Source organism: Faecalibacterium sp. OF03-6AC (assembly GCF_003478175.1).
Lineage (GTDB): Bacteria > Bacillota > Clostridia > Oscillospirales > Ruminococcaceae > Faecalibacterium > Faecalibacterium taiwanense.
Genome location: NZ_QUEN01000003.1, coordinates 163521 through 177755, shown reverse-complemented (window position 1 = coordinate 177755; position 14235 = coordinate 163521). Strand labels below are relative to the sequence as shown.

General features: G+C 55.6%; 16 protein-coding genes and 1 tRNA gene. All 17 read left to right on the top strand.

All coding sequences use genetic code 11. The features are described from left to right. The first annotated feature begins 34 nt into the window (after window positions 1–34). A complete protein-coding gene (locus DXA66_RS04840; protein ID WP_118527194.1) occupies window positions 35–601 on the top strand; it encodes a hypothetical protein in 567 nt (188 codons plus the stop codon). Window positions 602–838: 237 nt separating this feature from the next. After that, the gene (locus DXA66_RS04835) at window positions 839–1102 is read left to right on the top strand and encodes a hypothetical protein (RefSeq protein WP_097780260.1); all 264 of its coding nucleotides are present in this window, start codon (window positions 839–841) and stop codon (window positions 1100–1102) included. Further along, entirely contained in the window at window positions 1077–1529 is a 453-nt protein-coding gene (locus tag DXA66_RS04830) for a hypothetical protein (RefSeq protein WP_097780261.1), read from the top strand. The genes DXA66_RS04835 and DXA66_RS04830 overlap by 26 nt, the downstream gene beginning before the upstream one ends. Before the next feature lie 3 nt (window positions 1530–1532). Then, window positions 1533–1609: transfer RNA gene (locus DXA66_RS04825), tRNA-Lys, on the top strand. Window positions 1610–1771: 162 nt separating this feature from the next. Beyond that, window positions 1772–3211: a hypothetical protein gene (locus DXA66_RS04820; RefSeq protein ID WP_118527192.1), complete on the top strand. Its 1440-nt coding sequence runs from the start codon at window positions 1772–1774 to the stop codon at window positions 3209–3211. Then, entirely contained in the window at window positions 3166–4098 is a 933-nt protein-coding gene (locus DXA66_RS04815) for a ParB N-terminal domain-containing protein (RefSeq protein ID WP_118527190.1), read from the top strand. Before DXA66_RS04820 ends, DXA66_RS04815 begins: the two co-directional genes overlap by 46 nt. A 10-nt stretch (window positions 4099–4108) precedes the next feature. After that, window positions 4109–4606, top strand: a complete 498-nt coding sequence (locus DXA66_RS04810) for a helix-turn-helix domain-containing protein (RefSeq protein WP_118527188.1) — start codon at window positions 4109–4111, stop codon at window positions 4604–4606. Continuing rightward, window positions 4590–5648, top strand: coding sequence for a terminase large subunit domain-containing protein (locus DXA66_RS04805; RefSeq protein ID WP_199663709.1), 1059 nt, complete (start codon window positions 4590–4592; stop codon window positions 5646–5648). The genes DXA66_RS04810 and DXA66_RS04805 overlap by 17 nt, the downstream gene beginning before the upstream one ends. Continuing rightward, window positions 5645–6013, top strand: coding sequence for a phage terminase large subunit (gene terL, locus DXA66_RS14350; protein WP_243089031.1), 369 nt, complete (start codon window positions 5645–5647; stop codon window positions 6011–6013). The genes DXA66_RS04805 and terL overlap by 4 nt, the downstream gene beginning before the upstream one ends. Before the next feature lie 17 nt (window positions 6014–6030). Beyond that, window positions 6031–9261, top strand: coding sequence for an anti-CBASS protein Acb1 family protein (locus tag DXA66_RS04800; protein ID WP_118527186.1), 3231 nt, complete (start codon window positions 6031–6033; stop codon window positions 9259–9261). Further along, entirely contained in the window at window positions 9210–9497 is a 288-nt protein-coding gene (locus tag DXA66_RS04795) for a hypothetical protein (RefSeq protein ID WP_118527184.1), read from the top strand. The genes DXA66_RS04800 and DXA66_RS04795 overlap by 52 nt, the downstream gene beginning before the upstream one ends. Further along, window positions 9481–9669 carry a CPCC family cysteine-rich protein gene (locus DXA66_RS04790; RefSeq protein WP_118527182.1) on the top strand — a complete coding sequence of 63 codons (189 nt, stop codon included), beginning with the start codon at window positions 9481–9483 and terminating at the stop codon, window positions 9667–9669. Before DXA66_RS04795 ends, DXA66_RS04790 begins: the two co-directional genes overlap by 17 nt. Before the next feature lie 2 nt (window positions 9670–9671). Further along, complete coding sequence (locus tag DXA66_RS04785; RefSeq protein ID WP_158576302.1) at window positions 9672–10064, top strand: YjcQ family protein; 393 nt, start codon at window positions 9672–9674, stop codon at window positions 10062–10064. Between the two features lie 98 nt (window positions 10065–10162). Continuing rightward, window positions 10163–10924 (top strand): phage antirepressor KilAC domain-containing protein, encoded by a 762-nt coding sequence (locus tag DXA66_RS04780; RefSeq protein WP_118527178.1) that lies wholly within the window; start codon window positions 10163–10165, stop codon window positions 10922–10924. 492 nt (window positions 10925–11416) lie between these two features. Next, window positions 11417–12328: a minor capsid protein gene (locus DXA66_RS04775; protein WP_118527176.1), complete on the top strand. Its 912-nt coding sequence runs from the start codon at window positions 11417–11419 to the stop codon at window positions 12326–12328. 37 nt (window positions 12329–12365) lie between these two features. Next, window positions 12366–13691, top strand: a complete 1326-nt coding sequence (locus DXA66_RS04770; RefSeq protein WP_243089030.1) for a DUF2213 domain-containing protein — start codon at window positions 12366–12368, stop codon at window positions 13689–13691. Window position 13692: 1 nt separating this feature from the next. Next, on the top strand, window positions 13693–14226 hold the full coding sequence (locus DXA66_RS04765) for a hypothetical protein (RefSeq protein ID WP_118527174.1): 534 nt from the start codon (window positions 13693–13695) through the stop codon (window positions 14224–14226). Window positions 14227–14235 lie beyond the last annotated feature (9 nt).

The window sequence follows — 14235 nt, the reverse complement described above, 5'->3', positions numbered from 1 at the left end:
GAAGGGGGCGAAGCCCATGATGGGAGGTTTAGACATGGCACAGGAAGACAAGAACGTCACCATTCCCCCGGAAATGATGCAGGAGATCGTACGGGTGGCATCGGAAACAGCCATTGAAAAGTTCCAGCACGAAGCGGAGCGGAACCGAAAGGCCGTCAAGGATAAGCGCCTGCATAACACCAAGCTGCTGCTTCAGAACTACCACTGCTTTGTAGAGCATAGTAAGAGTGCCGTGTATGAAGCCAGCCAGCTCTCCGAGGATGATGACTTCGAGGAGTTGATGGAGGAGCTGATGAGTCAGAGCGACGGCAGGGTGAGGGTCCCGGTGGTGAGGAGCATTCAGGAGAGTGCTGCCCACACCCGCATCATCGTGCAGCACATCGACCGTATGCTGGAATACTACAAGTTCCGCTGTGAGCATTCCAAGCGCGCGGAGGAAATGCGTCGGTATCGGACGATTTACGACCTCTACATTGCCCCTGAACCCAAGACTCAGCAGCAGATCGCCGATGAAGAACACGTCGATTTGTCAACCGTGTTCCGCGACCAGAAGGCGGGTATTTCCAAGTTGAGCGCCCTGATTTTTGGATGGTTGGACTAAAATTTTGGCAAAGTTGCAAAAAAGTTGCTATTGCAGTGCAATTACCACTGTGGTAAGATACGAAGCGTGAACCGATGTGTCACCCCGGAAAAACCGCGAGTGGCACATCCGGCCTCGTATCAAGCTGTAAAGCCCAAATTTTTCGCTCCGAATGCAAAACCGATTGACTCCGGTGGGTAAAGGGTTAGAATGAAGATGACCCCAAAATATTACCGAATCGGTCAGGAGGTGCGACAGATGGAACGAAAATCCGATAAGGTCAGGCGTCTGGTTGCAGACGGCGACTTCAAAGGGGCTTTGCGGATTGCAAAGGACTTCAGGCTCGGCATCACGAAGGAGCAGTCCTCCACGATGACAAGAGCGTATGAGTGCATGGTCCACGGAAGATTCTACAAGCAGCTCGGCTATGATCTCGATGAGAAGATAGCTGAGGGCGTGAAGATTCTGGTGGGCTTGTACGGAAGGAGCGAGGCACATGATTTACACCAGCCGGTACAGTAACCCGGAACTCAAGACCGGGAACTACACAGTCGTTGGGATAACACGGGGGGCGCCTAAGTTCCCCCTTCGGTATACGCTTGCAGGCAACATCATGGAGATCGCGCCGCCGGGTTATCTGTTCAACGAATACAACCGGGAGCGGTTCACGCCGCCCTACTTCCAGCACATGGACAGAGTAGGGACGGCGCGGATTGCTCAGATTCTCCAGCATTATGAGGACATGGGCAAGCCCGTGGTGCTTTGTTGCTACGAAGATGTCCGAAAACCCGGAGAGTGGTGTCATAGACTGGTGTTCGCAGAATGGTGGCTCCAGAGAACAGGAGAAATGATCGAGGAGTTGCCCGACCCGTCACCAAACAAGTGGGCGAAACAGCCTGAACCGCAGAAAGCGGTTGAGCCTGATGCAGTCCAGATGAAAATGTGGTAATACCCGCCGATAGCTCAGAAAGTAGAGCACCTGACTCTTAATCAGGGGGTCGCACGGTTCAATCCCTGCTCGGCGGACCAACCATAGGGAGTCATGTTGGAAACAGCATGGCTCCCATTTTTTATGCCTACGAACAAGGGCTTTCCAGACGTTCACGTCTTTGGAAACAACCCACCCTCTGGAAAGCAACTGCTCCAGTCGAAACCAGAGGGGCAATTTTGAAAGAAAGGTCGGTGATATGAATGGCAAAGTTCCAGAACCCCGGAGCGTTCTTCCTCGGAACTCTGGTTGCTCAGGAGCAGAAGTTCCTGAAGCCGCTGATTGAAAACGCCCGCAAGCATGGGTACACCCGGTTTGTTGAGCCGTGCGCCGGCGCTTTCGCCATGTCGCACATCGCGGCGCAGTGTGGGTACAAGCCCAGCGAGATCGAGGCCAGTGATGTCTCGATGTTCACCTCCATCATGGGATATGCCATCACGGGCCGGTCCCTTGAGGAGCTGGAAATCAGAGCGGACGGCTTCACGAATGAGGAGCTGCTTGACCCTGCGGTTGCGCTCTATGCGCAGTTGTACCTGCGGACTGTGAAGAACGCCGGGAAGGAATATTTCTACGGCATCATGCGCGATCTGGAATACCGCAAGGAGGAGCATCTGGCGGAAATCCGCGCACAGCTCGACAGAGCCAAGCAGTCCCTCCACGGCATGAGCTACCGCCCGCTGGATATGTGGAAGCACCTTGAAACGTGCTATGATGACACCCACTGCCTTGTGGTTGCAAACCCGCCCACCTATGCCGCTGGATTCGAGAAGTGGTACGACACCGGCGGGCGCATGACGTGGAAAGAGCCTGAGTACGGCATCTTTGACCCCAAGACCGGGTTGAACGATCTGTTCGACAAGATGAAGGATGCCAAGTGCCTGCTGATGTGCTATGAGGAAAACGCCCCGGGCCTCACTGCCGGGCATCCCGTCTTTGCCCGGTATGGTGTCCGCGACGGCATCAACGTGTACCTGACTACCAACCGCCCGGATGAGGCGACCATGCTTGCCGAGGGTAAAATGATTACCCGCCCGAACGAGGGCAAGCTGGAACCTCTGGATTGCAGCATCCTGCCGCGTGATTATGAAATCACCCGCAAGAGCAAGATTCAGATTACCCAGATCGAGCGCACCGCCGCCCAGTATTACAGAAAGCTCTGGACGCACAACTTTGTCGGTTCGTCTGCGCCTATCAACATGGCCGTCCTCATCGACGGAAAACTGGCAGGCGTGTTCGGGCTGGATAAGTCGGCACTCACGATGGGTGCCTTCGGCACGCAGGTTTCTGATGCCGTGTTCCTCATGTACGGCATGACAGTTCCCCATAAGACCTACCGGTTGGGGCGGCTGCTGACCATGCTTGCACAGAACCGGCCGCTGATTATGAACATCTGCACGGATTTGGAGAAAGAAAAGGCCAAGTCCCTCAAGACAGTGCAGATGACCAAGTATCCGGAGGCCAAGGAAATGCGGGGGCTGATGGAGCTGACCAAGAAAGTCCCGGACAAGAAGATGGGCTACCGTCTCACATACGAGTCGCCTTTGTACGATAGAAACGCCAAACAGGCATTGAATGAATGGTTAGGGAGGGAAGAACGATGGCAGAAACAGCGCGAGAAAACCAAGTCGGCAGCGCAGCCGTAAAGTATGAAACGGTCGCCGACATGGGTTCGGGGCTGGTCATCGCCAAGGTAAAGCTGACGGATTTCAGGGAGCAGGACATCAACGCCCGCATTATGAAGACCGAGATGCAGAAGCAGCTCACCGACAATATCAAAAAGCGGGGACAGCTCGAAAGTCTCCCGTTCTGCGCACTCATCGACGGCAAGATCGAGATTATCTCCGGCCACCACCGCATCCGTTCTGCAAAGGACAGCGGTGTGCTGACGGAGCTTTTTGTCATTCTGGACACCACCGGCCTGCGGCGCTCTCAGGTGGCTGCAAAGCAGTTGGCGCACAACGCCATCAGCGGCTTTGATGACCAGTCCACCCTGAAGGAAATTGCCAAGATGATCGACGATGTTGATGATATGCTGGAAAGCTACATCGGCAAGGACATCATCGGCGAGCCTATGGCCGAGCTTGAGAAGCTGCTGTCCCCGAAGGTGGAGTTTGACTGGAAGAACGTCACGTTCACCTTCCTGCCGCACCAGCTCCGCGATTTGGACCAGCTTGTGAAGGTTCTGGGTTCTCTCAGTCCCGATATGCTGGGCGTTGCCGATATTGACCAGCACGAGGAGTTCATCGAAACCATCACGAAGTATCAGCAGTTCGCCAATGTCAAGAACACCGGCGCTGCCATCCATGCGATGATTAAGGCCACGGAATCCCTGTTCGAGGACCTGCACTTCGACGAGAGTCAGGAGTGGGTGCAGCTCCCGAACCTGTTTGGTTCCCCGGCTATCCCGAAGGAAGCCGCCGACACCATCGCACAGGCTCTTGACAAGATGGTCAAGGAGGGCGAGATCGGCCCCAAGAACAAGTGGCAGGCGCTCGAATACTGGGCTGCGGATTATCTGGCAGGGAAGTAGGTGATAGCAAATGCCTACGCCTCTAAAGTACAATCCGGCGTACCACGATGACTGGGCATGGTCGCTTGCTATCAAGGGCGCAACAGATCAGGACATTGCTGATGCCTTCCATGTTTCGCGTAGGACCATCATCCGCTGGCGGCAGACATACCCGTCGTTCAATGAAGCCTGCCAGCACGGGAAGGAAGTCGCCGATGCAAAGGTGAAGCGGTCGCTGTATGAACGTGCCGTAGGCTTCGAGTATCAGGAAAAGGAAAGCGTCATCGACGTAGACCCCCGGACGGGCGAACAGAAGCCGGTGCGGGTCCGAACGCTCACCAAGAAAGCCGTCCCCGATACGATGGCGCAGATGTACTGGCTCAACAACCGATGCCGGGATGAGTTCTCCCAGACCCAGAAGGTTACGCTTGACGGAGCTGTTCAGACATCCCCGTTCGATAACCTGACGGATGATGAACTCCGCCGTCTGGCTCAAATGGACGAGGGCCTTGATGGCGACGCAGAATAATGTTTCGCCTGCCAAGCGCAAGTACCTCGGCTCCAATGCCCGGATTGCGCTGGCGAAACGGCACTACGCCGATTATGTCCAGTACGTCCACATGGGCAGGTGGAAAAGAGCCAGACACCTTGACCTCGTGTGTGAGAAGCTGGAAAGCATCATGGAGGGAAAGACCAAGCGGCTGATGATATTCATGCCGCCGCGCCACGGCAAGTCCATGACCGTGACCGAAACCTTCCCCTCGTTCTATCTGGGCAAGAACCCTGAAAAGCGGGTCATCGAGATCAGCTACAGCGGCGACCTTGCTCAACAATTTGGCAAGCGGAACCGCGATAAGGTCGAGGAGTTCGGTCCTGCGCTGTTTGGGCATACCATCTCCCAAGTGCAGGCCACCAAAACGAACTGGAACCTCGACAACGGCATGGGCGGCATGATCTCCGTTGGTATCGGCGGCTCCATCACCGGCTATGGCGCAGACCTGCTTATCGTCGATGACCCCATCAAGAACCGCGCCGAGGCTGAATCTGCCACCTACCGCGATAAGCTGTGGGACGAGTACCAGTCTACGGTGAGTACCCGACTGCACGCAGGCGGCGCTGTTATCATCATCCTTACCCGCTGGCACGAAGACGACCTTGCCGCCCGGCTCCTGAACCCGGAGTACGGCAAGGTTGAGGACTGGGACATTATCTCGCTCCCGGCCATTTGCGAAGACCCGGCTACCGACCCTCTGGGCCGTGAGCTAGGCGAGGCGCTGTGGCCTGCAGGCGGCTACGACGAAGCATGGGCTGCACAACAGAAAGAGACCGTCGGTACATACGCATGGTCTTCTCTGTATATGCAGACCCCCACACCAAGCTCCGGCGGTATGTTCAAGAGAGAGTGGTGGAAACGCTGGGCGGCGCTGCCGTCCGGCCTGCATGACTTCATCCAGTCGTGGGACTGCACCTTCAAGGACAAGGACGGTTCAGACTTCGTTGTTGGACAGGTCTGGGCAAGGAAAGGAAAGGCGCAGACCGCTATCTGCTCGATCAGGTGCGTGGCCGCATGAGCTTCACGGAAACGCTGGATGCCATGCGCGGGCTTTCCTCCAAGTGGCCCCAGACCACAAGAAAGCTGGTCGAGGACAAGGCCAACGGCACGGCAGTCATCGACGTGCTGAAGAAAGAAATCCCCGGCATCATACCCGTAGAGCCGTTTGGCGGCAAGGTGGTCCGCGCCCATGCGACCACCGCTGTGGCTGAAGCTGGGAACGTCTACATCCCAGCGGCATCTGCCTGCCCATGGGTGATGGACTTTGTGGAAGAAATGGCGGCATTCCCAAGCGGTGCCCACGACGACCAAGTTGACTGCTATTCGCAGGCGAACGCCTATTACAACGACAATACGTTTGATATTCGTTCGCTGATAACGTAAGAAAAGAGGTGAATACAATGCACATACCTGAAGATGAAGCCGAGCGTCGGCGTTTGAATGAGCGTGGCCGTGAAATCCTCCGGCGGAAGAACGGCGCTGTGCGTCCGCATCGTGAGGATGGCTATGTGAACCTCCTGAACAAGTATGGAACCAAGCAGGACAACTCCGAGGCGTACAAGTTTGAGCGGGAGCCGGTCATCCCTGATATGCAGCTCACAGGGCTGTATGAAGGCAATGGCCTGTTCTCCAAAATCATTGATACGCCTGCCGAGGAAGCGCTGAAGCACGGCTTTGACCTGAATCTGAAAAGCAACGAGATGAATGCTTTTGTCGATGAGGCGCTGGATGATCTCGAATGGGATGAGAAGGCCACTACCGCTATCAAGTGGGCGCGGCTCTACGGCGGCGCTCTTATCGTCATGCTGATCGACGATGGGCGCGGGCTGGAAGAACCCGTTGACTGGGAACATATCCGCAGCATTGATGAACTGCGCGTCTATGAGCGCTCCATCGTGCAGCCAGACTACGCCAGCCTGTACCAGCAGGACTACGGCGGGAAAGGCGTAGGAAACCGGGTGTCTAAGTTCGGACAGCCGGAGTATTACTATGTTTCCAGCATCTACGGCTCTTTCAAGGTCCATGAGAGCCGCTGTCTGGTGTTCCGCAACGGCGTTCTGCCGGAGCAGACCTCCAATGCAACCTACCTGTTCTGGGGTATGCCTGAATACGTTCGCATTCGCCGGGCACTGCGGGAAACCGTAACAGCTCACACCGACAGCGTGAAGCTGCTGGAACGGAGCGTGCAGGCTATCTACAGCATGAAGGGCCTTGCCTCTCTGCTGACCACGGATGACGGCGAGAACCAAGTGCTGAAGCGCCTACAGCTTGTAGACACTTCCCGTGGTCTGCTGAACAGCATCGCCATTGACTCCGAGGGAGAGCAGTACGACTTCAAGACGTTCCAGTTTTCCGGTGTCAAGGATGTCATCGACGCGACCTGCAATATGCTGTCCGCGCTGACGAACATCCCCCAGACGATTCTGTTTGGCCGTTCACCGGCCGGCATGAACGCCACCGGCGACAGTGACTTCGAGAGCTATTACAACTTTGTGGAGAAGATTCAGCGCTTGATGCTGAAGCGTAACCTCCGCACACTGCTGGACGTTGTGTTCCGGGCGGGCATCGCTTCAGGCGATGTGGCCGAGGAACCCGACTACAAGCTGGAGTTCAAGCCCCTGTGGAGCCTGAGCGACACAGAGCAGGCCGCAGTTGACCAGACCAAGGCTCAGACCGCTCTGGTCAAGGCCCAGACTGCGCAGGCATACGTCGATATGCAGGCGCTCGACCCCACCGAGGTGCGCCGCCGCCTTGCGTCCGATGAGGAGTTTGATGTCGAAGACATCATCTCCGAGGATGACGAGGATGATCTGTTGCAGTCGTTGCTGGGTACTGAGCCGAGCACCATGAGCGACGTGGAAGCCGCCCAGAAGAACATTGAGCAGGGGCAGGCTCCGGGCGGCGCAGAGCAAAGTGTGTTAGCTGAATCTCATAAGGATGCAGCTAACACTGAAGACTGGGTGACTATCAACGGCACTCACGTCCTCATTGACGAAAATGGCGTTGCACAAAGTGGCGGAAAGCTGAAAGGAAAGGAATTTAAGGGTGCAAAGAGTCAAAAAAGCTCTGAAGCCTCGAAGACATCCCCGGCAGAACCTCCCTCAGTTAAAAACTCGCCAGATGCTGTTTTTTCAAGAACCGGTTACACTCCGGCGTATTCTCGCAGTGAAAAAGAGTCGTTGGAGTCTCAGGAAGATGCCGCATCGTATCTTGATGAGAACTGTGGATATAGTTACGACAAGTGTGTTGAACTTATCGAGTCTGGAAAAGCTATTGATGAGGCCAAGGACAACATCGATAAAAAGTATGTTGACGTGGCCGAAAGGTATGAAAAAGCATCTACAGAACAAAAAGCTGTAATGGACATGCCCGAAGACGATCTCGCTGATGAAGCGAAAAAAGCCAGCCGAGAGAAAATCGACCCTAGTTTGAATACGTCTAGTCCATGGCAGCACATGGTTGAGCATTTCAATCTTAATGCAAGGCCAAAAGTGGTTTCCGATTCCGAGTTTGAGAAAATTGCATCCAGTAGCGAGGACGGTGTTCTGTATAGAGGAATTATTGGAAACGACCGCAAGGGAGTTTCTGCTGATGACATCATAAGGAGTACTCTTTATGGCGATAAGACCTACATCGGAAATGGTGGGCCGGAAGGCTACTACACCACAAACAAGCAAGAAAGTGCCGAAAACTATGGACACGGAAAAATTGTGAAGCTGTGCGTTGCACCGAATGCAAGAGTTATTGAGCAGAAAGACCTGAAGCAGCTTTGCAGGAAGTACCCACAGCTATCACAGGAAGCCGTCGCCTATAAAATGGGCTATAATGCTGTGCGCCGGTCAAACGTAAACGGAAAAGGAAGCAATGCCGAGAACTACATCGTGTTTTTGACCAGAGATGCAATGTGCTTCCCGGAATCCATGTCCCCTCGTGCTGATGCCGCCGACACTGACTATGGTGTCGGCGTTCTTGTTGTGCAGGATGGCCGGTTTCTCTGTGGCACTCGCCTGAAGGGCGGCTCTGTTGGTGGACCGGGTGGTCATATCGAGGCGGGGGAGTCCCCGGAAGATGCAGCAATCCGCGAAACGCGGGAGGAGTTTGGCATCACGCCGAAAGACCTCATGCCGGTAGCCTTTCTGAGTGACCTGAAACCGCCGTACTGCCCGTCCCATGTGTTTCTCTGCACGGATTTTGACGGAAGCATCCGGTGCACTGATGGCGAGATGACCTCTCCGGGGTTCATCACCGTCGAAAAGGTGGCCGAGCTGTCCACTCAGAATCCGGAACGTCTGTTCCCGCCGTTTGCCCAAAGCATCACTGCATTGCTCGACGTTTTATCGTTAAATCCCGGTTTGACATCGGAAGCACAAAATGCTAAGATGAAAGATAGGATGGACTTCAACGAGGCCGACCACCCACGGGATGAAAACGGGCAGTTCGCGGAGAGCGAGGGCAGCAGCTCTGGCTCCACCGAAAGCGGGCCTGCGCGGTATCTCCCGAAGGTGAAAATGCCCCCTGCACTGGGTTTGCTTCTCCTGCAAGGCTTGAAGATCATGCCACCCGCCACGGGCTGGCTGAGATGGGCTTTGCGACGAAAGAGGAATACCAGCAGAAAGGCATCGACTTTCTGAAGCAGCCTTGTGGCGGTGATGTTATTGGTTATGCTCGGCCTGATGGCGTAGTTGTTCGGTTCAACACCAAAACGACAGAGTACGCAACCGGTGTTCCCGGTGGGCCGCTTAAAACCTACATGAAAGCCAAGTGCAACCGAAAGACTGGCGAGGCACAGCCCGAAGTCGCCATGAAGTATTACGAGTTCAATAGGGAAAAGGACCTGAAGGAGGAAGACGATGAGCAAGGCAGTTAAATGCCCGGTATGCGGGCAGACCGAACTTGTCGATGACGGCGATGTCTGCGATGTCTGCAAGTGGTTCCATGACCGCTATCAGGAGGAGTTTCCTGATGAGGAGGACTGCGAGAACCGCATGAGCCTGAACCAAGCCCGCGCGGCATGGGCTGCTGGAAAGCAGGTGGAGTGAGCATGGACAACTTCAGAGTCATCTACCGTATCCTGCGGTATCTGGAAAAGGCGCTGGATTACGATGAACCTGATATGAATTGCATATCTGCAAAAACAATGGCCATCTCCGAACGGAGGTGGCTTTCATTGTTGGCGATGCTCGCCGGAGAAAATTACATCGAAGTGGTGTGTGCGAGGGAGAGCGTTGGTCGCAAAACAGTCACGTCTGTTTCCAGTGTACGACTCACCCTTAGAGGTCTGGAATACTTGCAGGAAAATCCTACAATGAAAAGGGCCGAAGCAATCGAGAAGAAAGCCTCTGGTAAGATTATCAGAAAGCCGGATTCTCCGCCCCCCGCCGCCCGCACAGGATACCAGAAAATGGGGGCCGCTGCAGGTACACATATTTACTGACCATTAAAAATATCATCAACATTTTAGAGCGATGGGAAACCACCGCTCTTTTTCTTTGTCCGAATTTCCCATCTCAGAAAACGGAACGGAGATAGATTATGAACAAAGTTACGATTTTCAAGTACGAGGAAAACAAGCTGGTGCGCACCATGAGCATCAACGACGAACCGTGGTTCGTCCTGAAGGATGTGTGCGATGTGCTGGGCCTCAGCAACAGCCGCATGGTTTCTGACCGCTTGGATGACGATGAAAAGGGGGTCAGTCAGATTTACACCCTTGGCGGTTCGCAGATGATGAGCATTATCAGCGAGTCCGGCCTGTACAACGTCATCCTGCGCAGCGATAAGCCGGAGGCCAAACCCTTCCGCAAGTGGGTCACGGCCGTGGTGCTGCCCAGTATCCGCAAGAACGGCGGCTACATTGCCGGGCAGGAGGAGCTTTCCCCGCAGGAGCTTATGGCAAAGGCCCTGCTGGTCGCGCAGAAGACCCTGACTGACCGCGATGCCCGCATCAAGGAGCTGACGGCGCAGAACCAGATCATGCAGCCGAAGGCTGAGTATTTTGACGAGCTGGTGGCCCGGAACCTGCTGACCAACTTCCGCGAAACCGCCAAGGAGCTGGGCATCAAGGAGAAGGACTTCATCGGCTGGCTGCTCGACCATAAGTACGTCTACCGTGACCAGAAGAACAAGCTGATGCCGTATGCGGCAAAGAACAACGGTCTGTTCGAGGTGAAGGAGGGCAAGGGCCGGCACAATGATTGGGCCGGGACCCAGACGCTCATCACCCCGAAGGGCCGGGAGACCTTCCGTCTGCTGTGCAAGGAACCGGCTGTTTTACCGCAGTTCACCGTATTGTAAACCAATGTCAAGGAGATTGTAAACCAGAAAAGAGCCGCTTTTCCACCGCAATCACCGAAATGGTCGGAAAACGCAGGCCCGAAATTTGCCTATTCTTAGAATAAATTCAATCAAATTTGGATAAATATTCAAAAATGGCAGAAATCAACCAAATTTTGGTAAAATGTCCGCCGGACAATCCACTGGAGCGTCCGACTATAACCGTACCTTACCCAACCAAACCGTAACCTGTTGTCAAATTTTCACTTCGTTCAAATTTGCCAACGGTGCGGGCGCGGGGCCGAGCATCAGGCAGGGACTTTTTGCAACTGCCGCAAATAAAGCCATCCAGCGTCTTTCAACCCTCTGACACAAAATTATCCCACAAGCACATTTGGGACGTTTCCCGGCACTCATCAGAAGTTCTCAGAGGGCATTAAGCCATAATCTCAACTGCGGCGGTGCAAATCGCCGCTTTTTTGCTGTTCAGAACCAGAAAAGGAGGCGAAAACAGTGAATGATACCGTCCACGGACACATGGTACAAGACCTGCTCCGCCACCGCTTCGGCAGTCACGATAACCTGATATGCAAATATTCACCAAAGTACCCTGCGCAGGCAGAGCGAGAGTTCCAGCGGGTCACAAATGCGTACATCCGCATTCTGAACGAACTGCTGAAAGAGAGCCTGCCGGAGATCAGGGATGCCGCGCGAGCCGAGAAAGAAGGTCAGCGCTACGATGATGCTTCAGATCTGATTGCCAAGGTCAAGACCGTCTTCTCCAAGATGGCCGTGGAGTTGGAGCGCCGGACTTCGATGTTCAGCCTGCGCAGCAAGATTGAGTCCATGGCAAGACTCACTCGGAAGCTGAGCATCCGGGAGTGGAAGAAAGCAGTCAAGTCCACGCTGGGCATCGACCTGATGGATGACTACTACACCGGCGAGCTGTACAGAACGATGATGGAGCGCTGGGTCGAGGATAACGTGGCGCTCATCAAGACCATCCCGCAGGAAAGTCTGGGGCGTATGCGCCAGATCGTGCTGGAGGGCTATCGGAACGGCGAAACCACGACGGCCATCATCAAGCAGATTCAGCGGGCGTACAGCGTAGACCGGCGGCACGCCCAACTGCTTGCCCGCGACCAGATCGCCAAGCTGAACGGTGACATCACCCAGCAGCAACAGCAGGACGCAGGCGTGGTGGAGTACGTCTGGTCAACCTCTGGCGATAGCCGCGTCCGCCCAAGCCATGCTGCGCTGAACCGCAAGCGGTTCCGCTGGGATGACCCGCCGGTGGTCGATGAAAAGACCGGGCGGCGCTGTCACCCCGGCAAAGACTACCAGTGCCGCTGCTGCGCACTGCCGGTCTTCAACATCAAAACCGTTGACCTGCCGGTCACGAAAGGAGGCGATGGCCGTGGATGAAACTATCCTGTAAGACCTGAGAGGGGAGTTGTTCAATATGGAAAACGATATGAAGGTTCAGCGCTTTGACAGCCTGCCGCTGGATGCCACCTATTTCACAGATGAGGGCTACCTTGTAGACCATCCCATCGTGACATCGGTGGGCATTTTTGTTTATCACAACCCGGACGGTTCCGAGCGCCGGGAGCTGCGGTTGCCCGAAGAAGTCTTTGCTGAAAAGAGCCTTGCGTCCTACAAGGGGAAGCCCATCATCGTAACGCATGATGCAGGCTACGTTGACACCGACAACGTGAAAGAGGAGAGCATCGGCACGATTTTGTCGGAGGGCTACCGGGACGGCGATGATGTCCGAGCAGAAATCATCGTCCACGACACCGACAGCCTGAAGAAGTACAAAATGCGCGAGTTGTCCTGCGGCTATAACCTGCGTCTGGACGAAACGCCCGGTGTCTGGGAGGGGCAACCCTATGATGCCATTCAGCGGGACATCGAAATCAACCATCTCGCCCTTGTCGATAAAGCGAGGGCTGGTGAACAGGCCCGGCTCAACATTGATGGGCAGGGCCACGACTGCATGAAAGGAGAAAAACTGAACATGGAAAACACCACCAAGAGAACTGATGGCGCTCCCACCCCGGAGGAGCTGGCCGCTGCTGTGGAGGCGTTCAAGAAACGCCGTGCAGAGCGTTCTGGTGCTGCGGCCGACGGCGGTATTACCGCAGAGCCGCCTGCGCAGACCGCCGGTGCTGCTGAAGGCGAACAGCCGGATGCAGTTCAGCAGGTCAAAGACCGCCGTGACCGCCGCGATTCTGAGGGCGACCCGGCAGATATGCCCGGCGCAATGGGCGTGATTGCGCAGCAGGACGAGGACATCGACACCCTGCTGGGAGTTATCGACGTTCTGAAAGCTGCTGGTACGACCACTGATGGCGCTGAGGGCGACTGCGGCGGCACTCAGACCGATGGCGACGGCGATGAAGGCAACGCCGATGAGGGCGGCGACGCCGCGCAGGATAAGAAAGGCCACGCAGACTCCGCCAATGACTTCCGCGAGCTGCTGCGCGTTGTCCGTGTCGGCGACCGCCTGAACATGGATGGTCTGGAAGCCATGAGTGTCAAGGATGCCAAGAAGGCCGTTCTGGGCAAGCTGAAGCCCACCCTGCATCTGGACGGCAAGAGCGCCGCCTACGTCAACGCAGCGTTTGACATGGCCGTTTCCGAGATGAAGGAGCGCAAGGATACCAACTATCAGCGTTCCCAGATGATGCACGGCGATGGCAAGCCCCCTGTGAAGCAGACCAGCTCCGCTTCCGAGGCCCGCCAGCGCATGATCGACCGCAGAATGAAGAAGGAGGAAAAGTAAGATGGGTGTTCAGAAAACCTACGGCTATGCAACCAGCAAGGGCGTTGCAGGTGGCATCTACGATATGTTCCACTACCCGGTGGACTCCCGTTTCAATGAGGAGGCGACCGGCAAGCTGCATTTCGGTGTTGGTGTTGTCACCGGCAAGGTCCCGGGCAGCAGCGTTGCGCTTCCGACCAGCGCAAGCACTGCTGATAACTTCGAGGGTGTTGTCATCAACGGTTTCGACCGCCAGCAGGATTTGGAGGGGAAGCTCTACGTCCTGAACAACCAGAACGTCGGTGTCATGCGCCGTGGCCGCGTTTGGGTACGTCTGGCGACCGGCGCTGCACCCGCCTATGGTGATGCCCTGCACATGATCGTGGAAGGCGATGAGGCAGGCTGCTTCGCAAAGGAGGGCGGCATCGCAATTCCCGGTCGTTTCATCGGTGCGGCCAGCAATGGCGTTGCGCCGGTGGAGCTGTACGGCGTTCCTGCCGCGAGCGGCGCTGACGGTCACGCTGCATCCACCGACGATGCCAAGCCTACTGTCTGAGAGAAGGAG

Bases quoted from the DNA above. Each gene is read 5' to 3' on its own strand.
- DXA66_RS04840 (WP_118527194.1), top strand. From the start codon at position 35: ATGGCACAGGAAGACAAGAACGTCACCATTCCCCCGGAAATGATGCAG.
- DXA66_RS04835 (WP_097780260.1), top strand. From the start codon at position 839: ATGGAACGAAAATCCGATAAGGTCAGGCGTCTGGTTGCAGACGGCGAC.
- DXA66_RS04830 (WP_097780261.1), top strand. From the start codon at position 1,077: ATGATTTACACCAGCCGGTACAGTAACCCGGAACTCAAGACCGGGAAC.
- DXA66_RS04820 (WP_118527192.1), top strand. From the start codon at position 1,772: ATGGCAAAGTTCCAGAACCCCGGAGCGTTCTTCCTCGGAACTCTGGTT.
- DXA66_RS04815 (WP_118527190.1), top strand. From the start codon at position 3,166: ATGGCAGAAACAGCGCGAGAAAACCAAGTCGGCAGCGCAGCCGTAAAG.
- DXA66_RS04810 (WP_118527188.1), top strand. From the start codon at position 4,109: ATGCCTACGCCTCTAAAGTACAATCCGGCGTACCACGATGACTGGGCA.
- DXA66_RS04805 (WP_199663709.1), top strand. From the start codon at position 4,590: ATGGCGACGCAGAATAATGTTTCGCCTGCCAAGCGCAAGTACCTCGGC.
- terL (WP_243089031.1), top strand. From the start codon at position 5,645: ATGAGCTTCACGGAAACGCTGGATGCCATGCGCGGGCTTTCCTCCAAG.
- DXA66_RS04800 (WP_118527186.1), top strand. From the start codon at position 6,031: ATGCACATACCTGAAGATGAAGCCGAGCGTCGGCGTTTGAATGAGCGT.
- DXA66_RS04795 (WP_118527184.1), top strand. From the start codon at position 9,210: ATGGGCTTTGCGACGAAAGAGGAATACCAGCAGAAAGGCATCGACTTT.
- DXA66_RS04790 (WP_118527182.1), top strand. From the start codon at position 9,481: ATGAGCAAGGCAGTTAAATGCCCGGTATGCGGGCAGACCGAACTTGTC.
- DXA66_RS04785 (WP_158576302.1), top strand. From the start codon at position 9,672: ATGGACAACTTCAGAGTCATCTACCGTATCCTGCGGTATCTGGAAAAG.
- DXA66_RS04780 (WP_118527178.1), top strand. From the start codon at position 10,163: ATGAACAAAGTTACGATTTTCAAGTACGAGGAAAACAAGCTGGTGCGC.
- DXA66_RS04770 (WP_243089030.1), top strand. From the start codon at position 12,366: ATGGAAAACGATATGAAGGTTCAGCGCTTTGACAGCCTGCCGCTGGAT.
- DXA66_RS04765 (WP_118527174.1), top strand. From the start codon at position 13,693: ATGGGTGTTCAGAAAACCTACGGCTATGCAACCAGCAAGGGCGTTGCA.